Source organism: Pontivivens nitratireducens (assembly GCF_014235845.1).
GTDB classification, from domain to species: domain Bacteria; phylum Pseudomonadota; class Alphaproteobacteria; order Rhodobacterales; family Rhodobacteraceae; genus Pontivivens; species Pontivivens nitratireducens.
In genome coordinates, this window is record NZ_JACJUQ010000005.1 from 127,476 (window position 1) to 147,531 (window position 20,056).

The following is a 20,056-nucleotide window of genomic DNA, read 5'->3' on the forward strand; positions in this document are numbered from 1 at the left end:
TCAGAATCCTTCGGTTTCGGTCGGGGGGGAGGTGTCGTAGGTGTGATCGAATATGGATTTCAGTCCGGTCATGGCGGCGGCGGCGAACAGACTGGCAGTGCCTATCCAGTTGAAACCGGACCAGTCCAATGCGACCCAGGTCAGGCGATAGAGGATCAGGCCGCCAATCGACCCCACCACCAGAAAGACCACGAACAGCCATAGCAGGAGCGAAAACCGCAACGTCCACCAACGAATGCGCGCCGTCGTGCCGGTCGGGGGATGGGGTGAAATCCGGGTGGCCGCGCAGCGCAACATCCCTTGCAACAGGTCGTAGAATCCCGCCCAGCGGCCACCCCCCAGTGGAATCCGCACCAGCAGAACCGCGGTGACGACCGTGGCATCCACCAGATCACCCCACGAACCGGGTAGTTCCCAGCCCAGAACTGTGAATGTTTCCGGGCTAGGCTGCTTGAAGTCGGGCCCCAGGCGCAGCAGATTGTCCAGCGCCATCGCGTGAAGCTCGGTGCCGTGACGTCTTACATCCAGAATCTGATGGCGATCGGCATAGGGTGCGAAATCCAGTCCTACGATGAACGTGCTGCCCCGGAATTTCTCGCGGGTTTCGAGATCGTTGCGAAGATCGTAGAATTCCGTCACTGACAAACTATCGAAATACGGACAGACTATTCTTTCCCGCACGGCCTGCGGGCTGAATAGCGCACGCCGGAGATAGGTCAGTGCCTGCAGGAACTCATCGAACAAGGTGTTGGTGCTGCTGCAAAGTGCGGCCCCGCCGTCCTGCACGGAATATCGCGACCCGCTGGCCCAAATCAGACTCATTGACGCCGACGAACTGGTTTGACCGGAGTCGTGCGCCCTCTGGATCTGCATTAGGCGTTGCATCACCTCCTCGCGCCCCGAGCATCCGGGATAGCGAGCGAGCGCGATCTGACGATCCTCAGCGAGGGCCAATGCACATTTCCAGAAGTAGAGCTGAAAGGCCGCTGGCATGCGTTCGCGGACCATTTCGGCAAACTCGACCCTCAGGTGATGCCCCAGCGTGGCAGGCATCAACCCGCCAGCAGGCCCTGGATAGTAGGGGTCCGGTGCAGCCGGCGGTGCATAGTAAACCTGCCGAGGCCATTTCCGTACTGTCTGCGCCTGATCCACAGGGGTCGTCAGTACAATAGCGTTCTGTTCGGCAAGCACCGAGATACTGCGACGCTGGTTCGCATCCGAGCTTCTGGTATCTGCGGACGATCCGGAGATGATGCCTGTGTCCCATTCGCGCAACCCCGGGGCCGCGTCACGGCGTGCAATCTCGACCAGTTGTCGATCAATGCCGTGCCAGGACCAGTCGAGCGAGGCTTGCATCACGTCTTCCTGATCATCTGTATATATCACGTCGAGAAATATGCCCTGCGGGTCCAGACTGGATATTTCCTCGATCAGTTGCTGATAATAGACCATCTCGATCGGGGTCGGCCCGCCCATATAGCCGATTTCACAATCCACATACGGATTGACCTGCGGTCTATGGTTTCCATCATCTGGTCTGGTGGTGAACGGCGCGGGCAGTTCCTCGACGGTGCGTTCGCCACAGGCTCCAAACAGATCTTCCTCAGTCACTTGAATCAGAACCACCGATGGTGGCGCGTCCGGGTCCGTTTTCCCAGGCATCAACATCTCATAGAACGGCCCGAACGTATTGGCCGTGATGCGCGCCGTGTTCCTGTCGATGGCATTAGATGCGCCTAATACATCGAAGAAACCTACGAAGAATTCCACGAACAGCGTGACCAGCAATATCTGTTTCAGGTATGCCGTGTAGACAATCTTCATACTCAGTTCCTGCTTCTTGATTGGGATATTTTAGGAAGCTGCTGGATGAATCAAGTATGAGTGATTATGTTCGAAGGAATTTGTGTGGATATAGACGAAAAAATTAGGTATTTCGTGACGTTACGCGAAATAAACGCGATATGATCATTTTGGATGGTAGAAGGGGCGCCCTCTCATAGCGCGCGGAGGTTCTATATTTGCACATGCCCTGGTTGTCGGAGGCTTCGTACATAGAATCACAAGATGGCGTGTCGCAGGCTGGTATATGATTGGTTGGGTTAGCTGGAAGTCGAAGATTTTTCGCTCGAACACAACTCTTCGACATCAAGAGGCCTGAAGGCCTGCTTGAGAAGGTTTAGGGTCATGATTGACCTCAGGACGCTGAGCTGTTCGATTTTTCGCGGTGGCTTCGTAGTTCTCCCTCTGTCGAGAGCGACACTGCCAACGAAAATCATTCATCTGTACCGTTTGGAGCGCCCAATCCGAACTTTCCAAAAGGCAGAACGCAACTGCTGGGGTAGGCAGCGTTAGCCCTTCCCCGCTGGGAACGGCTGATCAAATGCAAGGTGTGGCCGGACCTATTGGCGTTTGGTTCGCAGGCGAGGCGGCCGATTGCTCTGGGTTGCCTCGATCGAAATCGAGAGGTCGTCCGTGGATTGGGTCAAGTGCTTGGTGATCAGACTGACCGTCGTATCAATATGGGTTTCGACCAGTTTTACGCAGGTTTCGACTTTCCCCTCGATCGCGCTTTCAAAAATTTGAGCATGCTCCTTGCTGACATCGCGGTACTTGCGATTGTCCTTCAGCGCGAGGCGATGATACCGGTCGCTGTGCTGGTGGAGTTGCCGTCGGAAATCGATAAGCCACGCATTTCCGCAGTTCTGAATAAGGCAATCGTGGAACCTGCGATTTCGAACATGCCATTCGCTTGTCAGGTCGGTGTCCTGGCCTTCAAGCAAGCGGTCTTCGACAAGTTTCAACCTTCGATACGCCGCGAACAGATCGCCCTCCCAATTGTCGTCCCGTTGAGCGAGGGAGGACCGAAGGGCGCCGATTTCGATAATTCTGCGGGCCTCGCTGATGCTCCGAAAATCCTCAATGCTCAACTGCCGAACCCAAAACCCGCGTTGGCGCTCCGTGGTTACCAGGTTGTCGATGAGCAACCGGGACAAGGCCTCGCGCACCGTTGCGGTCGAGACGTCGAATTTGAGTCGCAGGTTGTCGACATGAAGGTGCGTGCCGGGGGGAAGGTCAAAGTTCAGGATTTGGTCCCTGAGTTCTGACTGCACGGTTTCGACGGCAGTCTTCTTTGCCGGGTTAACGTTCTGGGAAGCCATGCGAGTCCTCAGCTGAATGGGTAGGGGTGTCTTATAGCAATTGTTTTGAGGAGCCAACGAGTTATTCGATATAAGACGTTTATCAAAATTCAAAAACGTTTTTAAAGTTGACGAAACGATTATCTCTCGACATCCTCTCTCCACATTGGTTCGCTGCGGACTGAACGCCTTAGAGATTCAGGGGAAGACATGTTGAAACGCGAGGCCCACGACGAGCACCGATTGTTTATCGATGGGCAATACCGCTCTGCGCTTTCAGGGCGCATGTTCGAGAAGATCTCGCCGATCACCGGGTCTGTTATCGCCCAGGTTCATGAAGCAGGGAGGGAGGATGTGGACCTCGCGGTGCGGGCGGCGAAAGCGGCGCTGCGCGGCCCCTGGGGCAGGCTGACCGTCGCCGAGCGTGCAAGCCTGTTGCAGGACGTGTCGCAGGCCATAAACGATCGGTTCGATGATTTTCTCGAAGCGGAGATTGCGGATACGGGGAAGCCGCGCAGTCTTGCGCGTGCAGTGGACATTCCACGTGGCGGCGCGAATTTTTCAACCTTTGCCGATATGATCAAGAATCTCGGATCCGAGTTTTTCAAGACGGATACGCCCGATGGCGGGACGGCGATAAACTATGGCTCCTATCGGCCCAAGGGCGTGATCGGGGTCATCAGCCCATGGAATCTTCCGCTGTTGCTGATGACCTGGAAAGTCGGACCCGCGCTGGCATGCGGCAACACCGTTGTGGTCAAGCCCTCGGAAGTAACGCCGCATACTACGACGCTGCTGGGTGAGGTTATGAACGCGGTCGGTATTCCCAAGGGCGTCTATAACGTCATTCACGGGTTCGGGCCGGGATCGGCGGGTGAGTATCTGACGCAGCACCCGCTGGTCGATGGGATTACGTTCACCGGAGAAACCGTGACAGGCGAAGCAATCATGACGCAGGCTGCTGTGGGATTGCGGGATGTGTCGTTGGAGCTTGGTGGAAAGAACGCCGCCATCGTATTTGCCGACGCCGATCTGGATAAAGCGGTCGCCGGAACGATGCGGTCGGTATTTTCGAATTGCGGTCAGGTATGTCTCGGCACGGAGCGGGTATATGTCGAACGGCCCGTATTCGACGAATTCGTTGCACGCCTGAAAGCGGGAGCCGAAGAGCTTGTTCTGGGCGGGCCCGATTATCCCGGTGTCGGGATGGGGCCTCTGATTTCGGCGGAACATCGCGACAAGGTTCTGTCCTACTATCAGTTGGCCGAAAAAGAGCAGGCAAACATCGTAACCGGTGGTGGCGTTCCGCAGTTCGGGGATGACCGGGATCGTGGTTACTTCGTCGAGCCGACGATCTGGACGGGACTGCCCGAAACAAGCGCGCTGGTGCGCGAAGAAATTTTTGGTCCGTGTTGCCACATCAGTCCGTTCGACAGCGAGGACGAGGTGATCGCACGGGTCAACGACAATGAATACGGCCTGGCGAGCGCGATCTGGACGCAAGATATCTCGCGGGCGCACCGGGTTGCACCGCAGATCGAGGTTGGTCTGGTCTGGGTGAACTCATGGTTCCTGCGCGACCTTCGCACCGCGTTTGGCGGCTCCAAGAAATCTGGCATCGGTCGTGAAGGCGGTGAGCATTCGCTCGAGTTCTATACCGAGCGCGCCAATATCTGCGTGAAACTGTAAGGGGGGTATCGGTGATGGCGGACCTGATACGGAAAACGACCGAGACATTGATTTCGGCGGCGCGTGACCGGCTTCCGATTGCGCCGCTGGCGGCTGATTTCGGTGACCGCGCGGATCTCGATACGGCATATGAAATTCAGGACGAAGTAACCAAAGAGGGGATACTTCGTGGGCGTCGGCCCGTTGGGCGCAAGATCGGGCTGACTTCGCTCGCTGTGCAGGCGCAGATGGGCGTGGATCAGCCTGACTACGGAATGCTGTTTGCCGACATGGAATATGCGGATGGTGCGAGCATTCCCGCAGACTTGCTTATTCAGCCAAAGGTTGAGGCTGAAATTGCCTTTGTTCTGGGGCAGGACTTGGCCAACGAAGATGTGACGATAGCGCAGCTCATCGGAGCCATTGATTATGCGCTTCCCGCGATCGAGATCGTCGACAGTCGGATCGTCGATTGGAAGATCGGCATATTCGACACGATCGCGGACAACGCTTCGTCGGGATTGTACGTGCTTGGCTCCCGCCCCGTGAAACTCGCTGATTTTGACGTGCGGCTTTGCGGCATGGTGACGGAGCAGGCGGGGCAGGCGGTCAGCTTCGGTGTGGGTGCCGCGTGCATGGGAAATCCGCTGATCTCCTCGCTCTGGCTGGCGCGTCGAATGGCGCAGGTCGGGCGCCCGCTGTGCAGGGGGGATGTGATCCTTTCAGGTGCGCTCGGGCCGATGGTTGCAGCGCGTCCGGGCGATACCTTTCGAGTTTCGATCAATGGGCTTGGTGAGGTGAACACCCATTTTGCAGAAGGAAACGACACGTGAAATCCAAGGTTGCGATAATCGGTTCCGGCAATATCGGGACGGATCTGATGATCAAGATCCTGAACGGCTCGGATGAGTTGGAGATGGGCGCGATGGTCGGGATCGACCCGCAGAGCGACGGGCTCAAACGTGCGACCGACCTTGGTATTCCCACCACCCATGAGGGCTTGGATGGCTTGCGCGGAATGCCTGAATACGCCGATATTTCCATCGTGATGGATGCGACCTCGGCGGGTGCGCATATGAAGCATCACCCTGTCTTGACCGCGGATGGAAAGCAGATCATCGACCTCACCCCGGCGGCGATCGGTCCCTTCGTCGTGCCGTCGGTAAACCTTGAGGAAAACCGGGACGAGACCGCGTTGAACATGGTGACATGTGGCGGACAGGCGACGATCCCGATGGTCAACGCAGTGCGCCGCGCCACGGACCGCCTGATCTACGCTGAGATCGTGGCATCTGTGGCGTCCCTGTCGGCAGGCCCCGGAACGCGGGCGAATATCGACGAGTTCACCCAGACCACCAGCAAGGCCATCGAGAAGGTCGGAGGGGCCGAACGAGGGAAGGCCATTATCATCCTCAACCCTGCTGATCCTCCGATGCTGATGCGCGATTCAATCTTCACGCTGAGCCAGGGTGGCGACGAGGATGCGATCCGCGAAAGCGTCGCAAGGATGGTGAAAGAGGTCCAACATTATGTTCCCGGCTACCGTCTGAAACAGGACGTGCAATTCGAGAAGATCGGCAAGGACGCACCGCTGAACGTTCCGGGTGTCGGACCTGTCTGGGGGCTCAAATCCTCGATCTTCATCGAGGTGGAGGGCAAGGCCGATTATTTTCCGTCCTATGCGGGCAATCTCGACATCATGACCTCGGCGGCCAAGGCGGCAGCAGAACACTGGGTCCGCGCCCATAACCGAAAGGGGTTTTGAGATGGCAATCACCAACAAGGACAAGCTCTATATTCAGGACGTTACCATGCGCGACGGCATGCACGCCCTGCGCCATCAGGTGGGCCTCGAAGATGTCGCGAAAATAGCGGGTGCGCTTGATCGCGCAGGTGTCGATGCGATTGAGGTCACACATGGTGACGGGTTGTCGGGATCGTCGTTTACCTATGGTTTTGGCAGCCACTCTGACCTCGACTGGATCAGTGCGGCAGCGGATGCGATCGAGACTGCGCGGATCACTGTTTTGCTGGTGCCGGGCATTGGACTGGCCGATGATCTGAAGGATGCCTACAGCGCCGGGGCGCGGTCCGTCAGGGTTGCCACCCATTGCACGGAGGCGGACGTTTCGCGTCAACACATCCGTGTCGCCCGTGATCTGGGATATGACACGGCCTGTTTTCTCATGATGGCTCATATGACCCCGCCCGAGGCGCTGGCTGAGCAAGCACTGTTGATGGAAAGTTATGGTGCCGAATGCGTCTACGTCGTGGACAGCTCCGGTGCGATGCTGCCCGCCGATGTGACCGCGCGCGTTGCTGCCCTGCGCAGCGCGTTGGACCCGAAAACAGAGGTGGGCATCCATACTCACGAAAACCTGCATCACGGCATCGCAAATGCGGTCGCGGGGGTGCGGGCCGGCGCTGTTCGTGTCGATGGCTCGCTTGCCGGACTGGGTGCCGGTGCGGGCAACGCGCCTATCGAGGCGATGGTTGCTGTCTTTGACCGGCTGGGCCTGAAAACCGGTTGCGATTTTGCGCAGCTTTCCGCCGCGGCAGACGATCTGGTGCGCCCGCTCATGGATCGACCCGTGCGGGTGGATCGTGAAAGCCTGATGCTCGGCTACGCGGGCGTTTACTCTTCCTTCCTGCGTCACGCGGAAAAGGCGGCGAAGGATTACGGGATCCCTGCCTCCGACATCCTTGTCGAACTGGGCAGACGAAAAATGATCGGCGGTCAGGAAGACATGATCGTCGATGTCGCGCTCGACCTTGTCGCGGCAGGAGGGCAGCAGCAATGACCAGTGAACTTTCCGCCGTTGCGAAACGGCTGGATCATGCAATCCAATCCGCCACGGCAACGCATCAATTGCCCGCAGACCAACAGGTCGATGCCGCAACAGGATATGCCATTCAGGCAATGGGCGTAGAGCTGCGTCAACAGCGCGGCGAACGGATCGTCGGCGTCAAGCTAGGGCTGACCAGCCGCGCGAAAATGGAACAGGTCGGTGTTGACGAAGTGACCTGGGGGCGCCTGACCGATGCGATGCGTCGTGAAGAGGGCGGTACGCTTGTCAGGGCCGATTTCATCCACCCACGCGCGGAGCCTGAGATCGCCTTCGTGCTCGGCCGCCGTTTGACTGGTGATGTCAGTCTGGCGGAGGCCGCCCTTGCCATCGAGGCCGTGGCCCCAGCGATAGAAATCATCGATTCCCGGTATGAGAATTTCAAGTTCTCGCTGAGTGACGTTGTCGCGGACAATTCCTCTTCGGCGGCCTTCTTCATCGGGGGATATGCGCGGCCCGATACGGATATCGCGAATTTGGGCATGGTGCTGTCGATCAACAGACGCCCCCGCGAGGTTGGGTCTTCGGCGGCTATTCTGGGCCATCCGTTGCGCTCGCTCGTTGCGGCGGCGCGCATGACGGCGCGTGCGGGTCACGTTCTCGAACCGGGGGATATCGTGCTGGCCGGGGCCGCGACTGCAGCGGTGCCGTTGGCCTCAGGGATGCAGGTCGAGGCCGAGGTCCAAAATCTCGGTCGGGTCAGATTCGATGTCAGGTAAAGGAGGCTGCTGTGCCGCTAGTTGAAGTAACGATGATTGAAGGTCGCAGTGCCGAACAGAAATCGGCCCTCATCATGCAAGTGACGGACGCCGTCGAACGCGCGATTGGCGCCCCGCGCAACGCGATCAGAGTGGCGATCCGAGAGCTTCCAGCCGAGCATTGGGCGATCGGTGGCGTGTCGATTGCAGAAATACGGGCGAAGGACAGCGGCAAGAAATCAACACAATAGCCATAACTTCTGGCGTGATCGCGGCACGATGAATTTCGCCGGATCAGCATGATAATTCGTAGCGGAGCAAAGTAATGTCTGAAAATCAGGAAATCGGCAGCCAGATTACGGTGGGTGGTTTGCATACGAATTACCATGATCTGGGGGATGGTCGTCCCGTCTTTTTCATACATGGGTCCGGCCCCGGTGTTTCGGCCTGGGCAAACTGGAGGCTGAACCTCGCCCCGATCGCCGAGCGCGGGTTTCGATGCATAGCGGCGGATATGCTCGGGTTCGGGTATTCCGACGCTCCGAAGGATCTGGAGTTTTCGCGCGAAATCTGGGTCGAGCACTTCGCCGCATTTGTGGATGCGCAGACGAGCGATAAGATCTCCATCGTCGGGAACTCCTTCGGAGAGGCCATTGCCCTGGCCTATGCCATCCGGTTCCCGGAGCGGGTCGATCGCCTCGTCCTGATGGGGGCTGTCGGGCTCGACTTTCCGATCACCGATGAGCTGGATCGGATTTGGGGCTATAATCCGACTTCGGACGACATGTACGAGATTACGAAGACCTTCGCCTTTGATCCTTCGTTTGTCAGCAGGGAACTCGCGGAACTGCGCTATCGCGCGGCGATCCGTCCGGGGGTCATGGAATCCTACTCAGCGATGTTCCCGGAGCCTCGGCAAAACGCTCTTCGGGCGCTTGCCTCGAAGGAGGAGGATGTTGCGCAGGTGCAGGCACCTACTCTGGTCCTGCACGGGCATGATGATCGTGTCATTCCGGTGGATGTGTCCAAACGATTGTTCGATCTGCTGCCCAATGCCGAACTTCATCTGTTCCGCAAGTGCGGACATTGGACACAAATCGAGAAAACGGCCCGCTTTAATACGCTCGTCAGCGACTTCTTGAGCTGACGAGAACAAGGACGATCCGGAGGCACAACCCAAAGGTCATGTCGCATGAACGAAACAACACTCTGACGTCACGAGAAAACAGGGCGTGCTGAACGCGCCCGACTTCAGGGAAAGCGCGTCGGAGCAGCTACTTTTCCTTGCCGATATCGCAACTGGCAAGGGTCCACATCGGGGAGGCTACATGTCTACATTTTCTATTGCCAGCACGACGGGGGAGACCATCCGCCTTGCTGGAGTGTCGAAAACCTATGAGACTGCGAGCGGACCTTTGCCCGTCTTGCGCGATATCAACCTTCAGGTCGAAGCGGGTGAATTTATCTCGTTCGTCGGGCCATCCGGCTGCGGTAAATCCACGTTGCTCAAGATTATCGCCGGATTGGTCAGCTATGACACGGGAACGGTGGAGGTTGGCGACCAGAAACCCAAGGCCGGGCGTGAGGACATCGGCTTCATGCTTCAACAGTCGGTCCTGATGCCGTGGTTGAACGTCAGCAAGAATGTGGAGCTGCCCTTCGTGATTGCGCGGCGTCAGGACGTCAGCACATCGCGGCGGGTTGAGGAATTGCTCGACCTCGTTGGCCTCTCCTCCGTCGCGTCCCTGAATTCGTGGGAGCTTTCGGGCGGTATGCAGCAGCGGGTCGCGCTCGCCCGCGCGTTGGCGCTCGATCCGGGTATCATGTTGATGGACGAACCGTTTTCGGCGCTTGATGAATTCAAGCGTGAATATCTGAACATCGAAGTTGCGCAAATGGCCGACCAACTCGGCAAGACGACCCTGCTGGTGACGCATAGCATCGGTGAAGCGGTCTTGATGTCCGATCGCATCATTGCTCTTGGCGCAAACCCCGGGCGAACCGTTGGCGATATCGCCGTCGATCTGGAGCGTCCGCGCCGCGCCGACATGATCGGCACCGATCAATACCAGCAAATCTGCAATGAAGTGCGGGCCGCTCTGGCGTCTGACTTGGCGGGAGAAACGCTATGACAAACTCAGTTTTCTACCGGATCGGTCTGCCGGTGCTCGTGGGGGTGGTGCTGGTCGCCACATGGCAACTCATGAGCAATTTCGGCATGATCAACGAGATCATGATCCCGTCTCCGGCCGCGATTGTCGTGGGGTTCAGCGAACTTGTGACGCGGGGATATTTCTGGGACTCGACCTGGGTCACTTTGCAAGAGACCCTATACGGCTTCGCAATCGGCGTTTCGCTCGGGTTGATCATCGGTGCATTGACAGGAACGTTTCAAACATTTCGCACCGCGTTCTATCCGTTCGTCATCGCGTTCCAGAACACGCCTCGGGTGGCGCTCGCGCCGATCTTCCTGACCTGGTTCGGGTTTGGCATCACGTCAAAGGTCGTGATGGCCGCCGTGATCTGTTTCTTTCCCGTCGTGATCAACACCGTGGCCGGCATGGCCAGCGTCGATGACAACGCGAAGATGCTGTTTCGAACGATGGGTGCGAGCAAATCCCAGACGTTTTTCCGTCTGACACTTCCCGGTGCATCGGCAATCGCATTCGCGGGTGTGAAAACCGCTCTGACATTGGCGCTGCTTGGCGCGATCGTTGCTGAATTCGTTGGCGGCTCCGTTGGTCTTGGCGTGTTGATCAAAGAACTGAACTTCCAACTCGAAGTGGCCAAGGCCTTTTCCGTCGTGCTGTTTCTGGCGGTCATCGGCCTGGTTCTCTACGGGCTGATTGAGCTGTTGGAGAGGTACTTGATTACATGGAAGCAAGATTGATGAAGGGCGTTTGGAGGGCGCCGGACAGAAGCGACTAAGTAAAAATGCCGTGACGCGCACATAAACGCGCCGCGATCACAACAAAAAGGGAGAAGACTATGACACGAAAATTCAACAAGGCGCGCACCGCCCTGCTCGGGGCTATGGCGTTGCAAATCGGCATGAGTTTCGGCGCTGTCGCTCAGGATGTGACGCCGGTGGAAATCATGCTGCCAATCCCTGAAGGCTTCGCGTTCACGCCGTTGATCGTGGCGCGTGAGCTGGGTTATTTCACTGACAATGGCGTCGAAGTATCTACTGTCGTTGCTGACGGTTCCGGATACCTCTCGCAGCAGGTCGTCGCGGGCAACAGCGATTTCGTGCTCATGGGGGCGGCCGACGCCGTGGTCGCGTTCAATCGGCGCGACGATATCCGCGTTCTGTTCTGCAATCAGGTCAAGAACGTCTACCGCATCGTTGCGCAGGCCGACACCGGTATCACGTCGATGGCGGGTCTCGAAGGCAAGGTGCTGGGCTACACCGAGGCTGGTGGCGGTGAAAGCCAGCTTGTCTCCGCCGCGATCTCCGAGGCCGGCTTGGAGGTCAACAAGAACATCACCCTTCTTCCAATCGGTCCCGCAGGGCCGCAATCTCTGGTTGCGCTGCAAAATGACAGGGTTCAAGCCTACAGTTCCAGCTTCCCTGACGTCGCATCGCTGGCCGCGTCAGGTATTGAATGGGTCGATATCACGCCCGAAACCTACTCGAATGTGCCGGGTGCGTGCATGGTAACCACGGAGGAAGTCCTTTCCACCGACGAAGGGTTGAGTGCGGCAAAAGCTATCGCAAGCGCTTGGGTCGAGGGGCAGTATTATGCGATCGAAAACTCGCAAGCGGCATTTGATCTTGTCTGCGGCATCATCGAGTCTGCTTGTGAGAACCAGGCCGTGGCCGAGGCGTTCTATGCAGAGGCGATGAACCTGATCACGCCCCCCGAAGGGCAACGTCCGGGTGAACTCAAACTGTCCTCATGGCAGACGGTCGTGGATATCCTTGCGGCAAACGGGACGGTTTCTGCCGATCTTGATGTCTTGCCCCTGATCTCGGGCGACAATGTGCAGACTGTCATCGATGCCGCATATGCGGATCGATGACGCCGCGGCCCTGCATCGGGTAGCAACGCTATCCACCTGAGCTGAAGCCTCCGCCCCGGCCGCAATGGTCGGGGTCAGCGATTGGCCAAAACCGGGACCGCGTCGAGGTGGCCGATCAGATCTGCCGTCGCCGCTTGCAGGGCGACCCGTCGGCTGTTAGCATTCACGCAAATCCGTTGGGGTGCCCGTTCAGGGCTGAGAGGCGCAAGCTGACCCATCGAACCTGATCCGGACAATACCGGCGTAGGGAACGGAGCATGATCTGATGCGGCGCGTACCCTTCGCCTGTAGATCTCTCTCCACCTGTCGCTGGTGGAGGCAATGAAGATGTCACACCCATCCGCAATGACGATAGCAGGCTCCGACAGTGGTGGAGGCGCCGGGATTCAGGCCGACCTCAAGACGTTTTGCGCCCTCGGGGTTTATGGGACCAGCGCCATAACCGCGATCACGGCACAGAACACGCGCGGTGTCACCGCTATCGAGCCTGTTTCCTCCCGGACAGTTTCGGCGCAGATCGCCGCCGTGCTCGACGACATTCCGCCGATGGCAATCAAGATCGGGATGCTCGGATCGCCGGACATTGTGGCCGCCGTTGCGGCCGCGATCGAAGGCTATGATGGCCCTGTGATCCTCGATCCCGTCATGGTTGCGAAGTCGGGGGACGCGCTTTTGTCCCAAGAGGGGGAGGCGGCGCTGGTTGAACTGCTGCTTCCACGTGCGGATGTTCTGACGCCGAACCTGCCCGAGGCCGCGCGTCTGCTGGGCAGCGCCCCCGCGCAGGACGCGGCGGAGGTGGTGCGTCAGGGCAGGGCGCTGCTTGACCTTGGCGCGCGGGCGGTGGTGATGAAGGGCGGCCATGCCGAGGGGGCGACCTGCATCGACCGGCTGGTCACGGCGTCGGGCGTCATCACGATGGAGCAAACGCGCTGCATGACCCGCAACACGCACGGGACAGGATGCAGCCTGTCCTCGGCGATTGCGGCCGAACTGGCAAAGGGGGCGAGCGTCGAGGCCGCCGTGCGGCGGGCGCAGGTCTGGCTTCATGGCGCGATCCGCGCAGCCGACCGGCTGGACATTGGCAGTGGCCACGGCCCTGTGCATCATTTTCATGAGGTCTGGCCGTGATGCAGGCGCGTGTCATCGGTGCCGGGGTCGCAGGGCTTTGCGTCGCGACGGAACTGGTCGCGCGTGGTTGCGAGGTGACGGTCTTCGACCCTTCGCCAATGCCCGGGCCATATGCCTGTTCGTGGTGGGCAGGGGGAATGCTTGCCCCTTTCTGTGAGGGCGAAACCGCCGAGGAACTTGTTGTCCGCCTCGGCCAGAGCGCGGCGGATTGGTGGGCGCGGCAGGGCGTGAGCGTGGAGCGGCGGGGCACGCTGGTGCTGACCCTGCGGCGTGATCGGCGGGAACTGGACCGCTTTGCCCGGCGCGTGGCGGAGCATGAGACGCTCGACAGCGCCGGGCTGGCCGCGCTGGAACCTGACCTTGAGGGACGCTTCGATCGCGCTTTGCATGTGGCGGGTGAGGCGCATCTCGACCCGCGCGCGGCGTTGCGCCATCTTCGCGCCCGGTTGGAGCAGGCTGGCGTTGCCTTCGTGGCTGAGCCGGGCCACGCGAAAGGGCTGACCTTCGACTGTCGCGGCCTCGCCGCGCGCGATAGCCTCAAGGATCTGCGTGGGGTAAAGGGTGAGATGGCCGTGCTGCGCAGCGCCGATATTCGCTTGACGCGCCCGGTCCGGCTGCTGCATCCGCGCTATCCGCTTTATGTCGTGCCCCGCGCGGACGGCCTGTTCATGCTGGGCGCCACCCAGATCGAGAGCGACGACGTAAGGCGGACCGTGCGCTCGACCCTCGAACTGTTATCCGCGGCCTATGCGTTGCATCCGGCCTTCGGTGAGGCTGAGCTGGTCGAAGTCGGCGTTGATGCCCGCCCCGCCTTTCCTGACAACCTGCCTCGCCTGGTGCGGCGGGGTGAGACGATTTACGTCAACGGTCTGTTCCGACACGGCTTTCTGCTCGCCCCCGAATTGGCGCGCGAAGCGGTGGAGGCAGCCTGTGACGGCAGCAAACCGGAGTTCTGGCATGAAGATCATGATTAACGGCACACCGACCGAGACGCGGGCAGAGATGCTTGACGCGGTTCTGGAGGAACTCGGCTTTGGCGATGCCAAGGTGGCAACAGCCGTCAACGAGGATTTCGTTCCAGCCTCGCTGCGTGGGCAAACGGCGCTGGCACCCGGCGACCGGGTGGAGATCGTCACACCCCGGCAGGGGGGCTGAAATGCGACTTTATGAAACCGAGATCGCGTCGCGCCTGATGCTGGGCACCGCGCAGTATCCCTCACCCGCCGTGCTGACGGAGGCGTTCCGCCGCTCCGCCGCCGGGATCGCAACCGTTTCTGTCCGGCGTGAGGCAGGGCACGAACGGGCGGGCGCGGCCTTCTGGGGGCTGGTGCGCGATTTGAGGGTGACGCTTTTGCCGAACACCGCAGGCTGCCATTCGGTTCGGGAGGCCGTCACGACGGCGCAGATGGCGCGCGAACTGTTCGATACGCCCTGGATCAAGCTTGAGGTGATCGGCCATGCCGACACGCTTCAACCCGATCCGTTCGGACTGGTCGAGGCTGCTCGCATCCTGACCGATGAGGGATTCCAGGTCTTTCCCTACACGACCGAGGATGTGGTGCTTGCCGGCCGCCTGCTCGATGCGGGGTGCGAGGTGTTGATGCCCTGGGGCGCGCCGATCGGCACCGGTCTGGGGCTGACGAATATCTACGGTCTGCGCACGCTTCGCGCCCAGTTTCCGCAAGTGCCGATGGTCGTGGATGCGGGCCTCGGCCTGCCCAGCCAGGCGGCGATGGCGATGGAGATGGGGTTCGACGCGGTGTTGTTGAACACTGCGGTCGCCAAAGCCGGTGATCCCGCCCGTATGGCGGAGGGGTTCGCCCGCGCGGTTCAGGCCGGACGGCTGGCGTTCGAGGCCGACCCGATGGAGCCGCGCGACATGGCGGCACCCTCAACCCCGGTGATTGGAATGGCGTTTCTGGAATGACACTCGACCGTTTTTACCCGATTTTCGATGGTCCCGACTGGCTGGAGCGCATGTTGCCGCTCGGCGTGAAGCTGGTGCAACTGCGGATCAAGGACATGGCGGAGCCTGATCTGAGGGCCGCATTGGCGCGGTCGCAAGCGATGTGCCAGGCGCATGGTGCGGTGATGGTGATTAACGACCACTGGCGACTTGCCATCGACGAAGGTTGCGACTGGGTGCATCTGGGGCAGGAAGATCTCGATATTGCGGATCTGCCCGCCATCCGCCGGGCCGGGCTGAAGCTGGGCATCAGTACCCACGATCATGCCGAACTCGACCGCGCGCTTTCATTGGAGCCCGATTATGTCGCGCTCGGCCCGGTCTATCCGACGATCCTCAAGAAGATGAAGTGGGAGCGTCAGGGCCTGGACCGCGTCACGGAATGGAAACGCCGCATCGGTGATCTGCCTCTCGTGGCCATCGGCGGGATGAGTGTTGAGCGAGCGGCGGGCGCTTATCAGGCGGGCGCCGACATCGTCTCGGCGGTCACGGACATCACCCTGAACAAGGATCCCGAGCGCCGCCTGAGCGAGTGGATCGAGGCGACAAGATGAGCCGTTATGCCCGTCAGATCGCGGTCCCCGAACTCGGCAAGGCGGGTGACAGCCTCCTGCGGCAGGCGCATGTGCTGATCGTAGGGGGCGGGGGGCTGGCCGCGCCCGTGCTGCAATATCTCGGCGGTGCTGGCGTCGGGCGCATCCGTCTGGTCGATCCCGACCGGGTGGAGGTGACGAACCTGCACCGGCAGACGCTGTTTGCGCAATCCGATATCGGCCGGCCCAAGGCTGATGCGGCGGCGGCGGCGGTCAGGGCGCTCAATCCGGACTGTGTTGTCGAGCCGATCGTCACGACGCTGGATCCGGCCAATGACGCCGTGCTTTGCGAGGGTGTCGATCTGGTTATCGACTGCGCCGACAATTTTGCCGCAAGCTACATCCTGTCCGACAGGTGTCACGCAACCGGGTTGCCGTTGGTCAGCGGATCGGTGATCGGTCTGGATGGCTATGCCGGTGCCTTTTGCGGGGGGGCGCCCAGCTTGCGTGCCGTCTTCCCGGACATGCCGCGACACATGGGCTCCTGCGCCGAGGATGGCGTTCTGGGCCCGGTCGTGGGGGTTGTCGGCGGGCTTCAGGCGCAGATGGCGCTGGCGCTTCTGGGGCGTATGGAGCCCGCGCCGCTGGGCAGGCTCGTCACCTTCGATGCACGCTCGTTCCGCTTCGGCGGTTTTCAGTTTTCCGGCGCGCCTGAGCCGGATCGCAAGCCGCGTTTTCTCGCCCCGTCCGAGATTGCCGAGGGCGATTTCCTCGTTGATCTGCGTTCCGAGGAGGAGGCCCCGCTGGTTCGCGCCGCCGCCCATCGCCTGACCACAACCGCCTTGGGCGCGGGCGGGCCTGTTCCCGCCGCCGGCCAACGCGCGGTGCTGTGCTGCCGTTCGGGCCTGCGGGCCTGGGCTGCCGCCGAACGGCTCGCCTCCGTCTGGGATGGAGAAATATGCCTCGTCGCCCTTGGCGACCCTACCGGAGAAACTCCATGAAGACCGTACTGACCACTCTCCTCCTTCTTGCGGCCACACCGACCGTTGCGCAGGATCGGATGACCGTCATGCTCGACTGGTTCGTGAACCCCGATCACGGGCCTATCGTCGTCGCGCAGGAACGTGGCTACTTTGCCGATATGGGGCTGGAGGTCGAGATCATCGCCCCCGCCAACCCCGCCGATCCGCCCAAGATGGTCGCCGCCGGTGCCGCGGATCTCGCCATTTCCTATCAGCCGCAACTGCACCTTCAGGTGGCCGAGGGCATGCCGCTGATCCGGGTGGGCACTCTGGTCGCGACGCCGCTCAACTGCCTTCTGGTGCTGGAGGACGGCCCCATCGAGCAGATCGCGGATCTCGAAGGTCGCAAGATCGGATTCTCCGTCTCGGGGTTTGAGGAGGCGTTGCTGTCGACGATGCTGGGGCAGGCGGACCTCGGGATGGACGATGTCGAACTGATCAACGTCAACTGGTCGCTCTCACCCGCGCTTATGTCGGGTCAGGTCGATGCGGTGATCGGCGCGTTTCGCAATTTCGAGCTAAATCAGATGGATATCGAGGGTGTGTCGGGCCGCTGCTTCTATCCCGAATCCGAAGGCGTGCCGACCTATGATGAGCTGATCTATGTCGCCAACCCTGACACGATGGATGCGGAAATGATCCGCCGTTTCCTCGCTGCCACGGAGAAGGCGACGCAGTATATCATCAATTATCCGCAGGAAAGCTGGGAGGTCTTCTCCTCGACTTCGGCCGAATTGCAGGACGAGTTGAACGAGCGGGCCTGGGGCGACACGCTGCCCCGCTTTGCCCTTCGCCCCGAGGCGCTGGACGCGGGGCGTTATGCCCGCTTTGAAGCCTTCCTGGCTGAGGCTGGCCTGATCGAGGGCACGCGCCCCGTCTCCGATCTGGCGATCGATCTGGGCGCGCAATGAGTTACGGTGCGATTTTCCCCCTCTGGCGCGCGGCGGCGGGCCAGACATGGGACGATTACACCCGCCATGCCTTTGTGAAGGGGTTGGGGAACGGCACGCTTCCGCGTGAGGCGTTCCTGCGCTATCTGGTGCAGGATTACCTGTTCCTCATCCACTTCTCCCGCGCGTGGGCGCTGGCCGTGACCAAGGCGGAGACGCCGGAGGAAATGCGGGCCTGCGCCGCCACGGTTCACGCGCTGCTTGACGGGGAATTGCAGCTGCATATCGAGACTTGCGCAGCCGAGGGCATTTCTGAGGCCCAGCTTTTCGCAGCCCGCGAGGCTCCGCAGAACCTGGCCTATACACGCTATGTGCTCGATGCCGGTCATTCGGGCGATTTCCTCGACCTGATGGCGGCGCTGGCCGTGTGCGTGCTGGGATATGGCGAGATCGGCACGCGGCTGGCGGCGCAGGCGGGCGAGACCCCGTATGCCGACTGGATCGCGACCTATGCGGGCGCCGAATATCAGCACACGTGCCGCGAGGTGGGTGCGCTGATCGATGCGGCGACCGCGCGGCGTCTGGGGGAGCAGCCGGAAAGCAGTCCGCGCTGGCCCCGCCTGTGCGCCCGTTTCGAGATGGCAACCCGGCTTGAGGTCGATTTCTGGGGCATGGGCCTCAGCGCATGAGCGTCGCGCCCGCGCTGAACATGGCCGGTCGTGCGACGATCGACGGCACGGCGATCTTCGGGCCGCTTTCGTTCGTGGCGCCTGCCGGGGAATGGACCTGCCTGCTCGGCCCCTCGGGCGTGGGAAAATCGACCGTGTTGCGTTTGCTCGCGGGACTTGGCGATGAGGTTCTCTTTTTGGGCGAGGCCTCAGCCGGTGACGGTGCATCGTTGTGCGGCCGCGTGGCGTTGATGGCGCAGAGCGACTTGTTGATGCCGTGGCTGGACCTCACCGCGAATGTCACTCTGGGCACGCGGTTGCGAGGGCAAAAAACTCAGCAGGATCGCGCGCGGCAGGTGCTGGAACGTGTCGGGCTGGCCGATCACGCGGGCAAGCGACCGAATGCGCTATCGGGGGGACAGCGACAGCGGGTGGCGCTGGCCCGCACGCTGATGGAGGATCGCCCGGTTGTGCTGCTGGATGAGCCGTTCTCGTCTCTCGATGCCAGATCGCGGGCCCTGATGCAGGACCTGTCTGCCGAAGTGCTGGCCGGGCGCACTGTCCTCCATGTCACCCACGACACAGCCGAGGCCGCGCGTCTGGGACATCATGTCCTGCTGATGACGCGGCGCGGTATCACCTCCGTACCCCCGCCGGACAGCCCGATCCCGCGCCGCTACGACGCGCCAGAAACGCTCGAATTTCAGGGGCGTCTGCTGCGAATGCTGATGGAGGCAGAGTGAAATCAACCCTTCGCATTCTGGCGGTAACGCTTCTGGGATTGGCGGGTTGGCAGGCCGTCGTCACGTGGGGCGAACTGCCCCGTTTCATTCTGCCCGGCCCGCGTCTCGTCTTTACGACGTTGTGGACCAGCCGCGCGCTGATTGCCGAGCACGCGGTCGTCACGGCCATCGAGGTTCTCCTCGGCCTCGGGCTGGGTGCGGCGGCTGGCTTTGCCTCGGCTATCGCGCTGGCGGCCTCACCGCTGGCGCGGTCCCTGCTGCGGCCGATGCTCGTCTTCAGCCAGGCGATACCGGTCTTCGCTCTGGCCCCGATCCTGACGCTTTGGCTTGGCTACGGGCTCTGGTCCAAGGTCGCGATGGCGCTCCTCATCATCTATTTTCCAGTCACCTCGGCCTTCTTCGATGCACTGATGCGAACACCGCGCGGCTGGCTGGAGCTTGCCCACGTGATGAACGCCATGCCGGGTCGTATCCTCTGGCGTATTCGTGTGCCTGCGGCGATGCCGGGCTTCGCCTCGGGTCTGCGGCTCGCCGCTGTCTATGCCCCGATCGGCGCGATCATCGGTGAATGGGTTGGGGCGTCCCAAGGGCTGGGCTATCTGATGCTGTTGGCGAATGGTCGTGCGAAAATCGACCTGATGTTCGCAGCGTTGATTGTTCTGGCGGTGTTGACGCTGGTGCTGCACGCAGCCGTCGATACCGCTTGCCGGCGGCTTTGGGATGGATGAAAC

22 protein-coding genes and 1 riboswitch are annotated in these 20,056 nt (G+C 60.8%); of the genes, 20 read left to right on the forward strand and 2 right to left on the reverse strand.

What is annotated here, in order from left to right; translation table 11 throughout:
• Positions 1-1,824: a CHASE2 domain-containing protein gene (locus H1S03_RS07845; protein WP_185803925.1), complete on the reverse strand. Its 1,824-nt coding sequence runs from the start codon at positions 1,822-1,824 to the stop codon at positions 1-3.
• Positions 1,825-2,402: 578 nt separating this feature from the next.
• Positions 2,403-3,161, reverse strand: a complete 759-nt coding sequence (locus H1S03_RS07850; protein WP_185803926.1) for a GntR family transcriptional regulator — start codon at positions 3,159-3,161, stop codon at positions 2,403-2,405.
• 189 nt (positions 3,162-3,350) lie between these two features.
• Between H1S03_RS07850 and H1S03_RS07855 the strand changes: the two genes are divergently transcribed.
• From H1S03_RS07855 to H1S03_RS07950, 20 genes are all read left to right on the forward strand, one after another.
• Entirely contained in the window at positions 3,351-4,829 is a 1,479-nt protein-coding gene (locus H1S03_RS07855) for a 2-hydroxymuconic semialdehyde dehydrogenase (protein ID WP_185803927.1), read from the forward strand.
• Between the two features lie 14 nt (positions 4,830-4,843).
• Positions 4,844-5,641, forward strand: a complete 798-nt coding sequence (locus H1S03_RS07860; RefSeq protein WP_185803928.1) for a 2-keto-4-pentenoate hydratase — start codon at positions 4,844-4,846, stop codon at positions 5,639-5,641.
• The gene (locus H1S03_RS07865; protein WP_185803929.1) at positions 5,638-6,573 is read left to right on the forward strand and encodes an acetaldehyde dehydrogenase (acetylating); all 936 of its coding nucleotides are present in this window, start codon (positions 5,638-5,640) and stop codon (positions 6,571-6,573) included. Before H1S03_RS07860 ends, H1S03_RS07865 begins: the two co-directional genes overlap by 4 nt.
• A gap of 1 nt (position 6,574) precedes the next feature.
• Entirely contained in the window at positions 6,575-7,609 is a 1,035-nt protein-coding gene (dmpG, locus tag H1S03_RS07870) for a 4-hydroxy-2-oxovalerate aldolase (protein WP_185803930.1), read from the forward strand.
• A complete protein-coding gene (locus tag H1S03_RS07875; protein ID WP_185803931.1) occupies positions 7,606-8,373 on the forward strand; it encodes a 2-keto-4-pentenoate hydratase in 768 nt (255 codons plus the stop codon). Before dmpG ends, H1S03_RS07875 begins: the two co-directional genes overlap by 4 nt.
• Before the next feature lie 11 nt (positions 8,374-8,384).
• The gene (gene thmT, locus H1S03_RS07880; protein ID WP_185803932.1) at positions 8,385-8,603 is read left to right on the forward strand and encodes a 2-hydroxymuconate tautomerase; all 219 of its coding nucleotides are present in this window, start codon (positions 8,385-8,387) and stop codon (positions 8,601-8,603) included.
• A gap of 74 nt (positions 8,604-8,677) precedes the next feature.
• Entirely contained in the window at positions 8,678-9,499 is an 822-nt protein-coding gene (locus H1S03_RS07885) for an alpha/beta fold hydrolase (protein WP_185803933.1), read from the forward strand.
• 181 nt (positions 9,500-9,680) lie between these two features.
• On the forward strand, positions 9,681-10,484 hold the full coding sequence (locus H1S03_RS07890) for an ABC transporter ATP-binding protein (RefSeq protein ID WP_185803934.1): 804 nt from the start codon (positions 9,681-9,683) through the stop codon (positions 10,482-10,484).
• Positions 10,481-11,242: an ABC transporter permease gene (locus tag H1S03_RS07895; RefSeq protein ID WP_185803935.1), complete on the forward strand. Its 762-nt coding sequence runs from the start codon at positions 10,481-10,483 to the stop codon at positions 11,240-11,242. Before H1S03_RS07890 ends, H1S03_RS07895 begins: the two co-directional genes overlap by 4 nt.
• Positions 11,243-11,340: 98 nt before the next feature.
• Positions 11,341-12,375: an ABC transporter substrate-binding protein gene (locus tag H1S03_RS07900; RefSeq protein WP_185803936.1), complete on the forward strand. Its 1,035-nt coding sequence runs from the start codon at positions 11,341-11,343 to the stop codon at positions 12,373-12,375.
• A gap of 167 nt (positions 12,376-12,542) precedes the next feature.
• A riboswitch (TPP riboswitch) is annotated at positions 12,543-12,642 on the forward strand.
• 60 nt (positions 12,643-12,702) lie between these two features.
• Positions 12,703-13,503: a bifunctional hydroxymethylpyrimidine kinase/phosphomethylpyrimidine kinase gene (thiD, locus tag H1S03_RS07905; RefSeq protein ID WP_185803937.1), complete on the forward strand. Its 801-nt coding sequence runs from the start codon at positions 12,703-12,705 to the stop codon at positions 13,501-13,503.
• Positions 13,503-14,477, forward strand: coding sequence for an FAD-dependent oxidoreductase (locus H1S03_RS07910; RefSeq protein WP_185803938.1), 975 nt, complete (start codon positions 13,503-13,505; stop codon positions 14,475-14,477). Before thiD ends, H1S03_RS07910 begins: the two co-directional genes overlap by 1 nt.
• Positions 14,461-14,658 carry a sulfur carrier protein ThiS gene (gene thiS / locus H1S03_RS07915; RefSeq protein ID WP_166192559.1) on the forward strand — a complete coding sequence of 66 codons (198 nt, stop codon included), beginning with the start codon at positions 14,461-14,463 and terminating at the stop codon, positions 14,656-14,658. Before H1S03_RS07910 ends, thiS begins: the two co-directional genes overlap by 17 nt.
• A 1-nt stretch (position 14,659) precedes the next feature.
• Entirely contained in the window at positions 14,660-15,430 is a 771-nt protein-coding gene (locus tag H1S03_RS07920) for a thiazole synthase (RefSeq protein WP_185803939.1), read from the forward strand.
• Positions 15,427-16,023, forward strand: coding sequence for a thiamine phosphate synthase (locus H1S03_RS07925; protein ID WP_185803940.1), 597 nt, complete (start codon positions 15,427-15,429; stop codon positions 16,021-16,023). The genes H1S03_RS07920 and H1S03_RS07925 overlap by 4 nt, the downstream gene beginning before the upstream one ends.
• Positions 16,020-17,003: a HesA/MoeB/ThiF family protein gene (locus H1S03_RS07930; RefSeq protein ID WP_185803941.1), complete on the forward strand. Its 984-nt coding sequence runs from the start codon at positions 16,020-16,022 to the stop codon at positions 17,001-17,003. The genes H1S03_RS07925 and H1S03_RS07930 overlap by 4 nt, the downstream gene beginning before the upstream one ends.
• Entirely contained in the window at positions 17,000-17,935 is a 936-nt protein-coding gene (locus H1S03_RS07935; protein ID WP_185803942.1) for an ABC transporter substrate-binding protein, read from the forward strand. The genes H1S03_RS07930 and H1S03_RS07935 overlap by 4 nt, the downstream gene beginning before the upstream one ends.
• Entirely contained in the window at positions 17,932-18,603 is a 672-nt protein-coding gene (locus H1S03_RS07940) for a TenA family protein (protein ID WP_185803943.1), read from the forward strand. Before H1S03_RS07935 ends, H1S03_RS07940 begins: the two co-directional genes overlap by 4 nt.
• A complete protein-coding gene (locus H1S03_RS07945) occupies positions 18,600-19,325 on the forward strand; it encodes an ABC transporter ATP-binding protein (protein WP_185803944.1) in 726 nt (241 codons plus the stop codon). The genes H1S03_RS07940 and H1S03_RS07945 overlap by 4 nt, the downstream gene beginning before the upstream one ends.
• The gene (locus H1S03_RS07950; RefSeq protein ID WP_185803945.1) at positions 19,322-20,053 is read left to right on the forward strand and encodes an ABC transporter permease subunit; all 732 of its coding nucleotides are present in this window, start codon (positions 19,322-19,324) and stop codon (positions 20,051-20,053) included. The genes H1S03_RS07945 and H1S03_RS07950 overlap by 4 nt, the downstream gene beginning before the upstream one ends.
• The last annotated feature ends 3 nt before the right edge of the window (positions 20,054-20,056 follow it).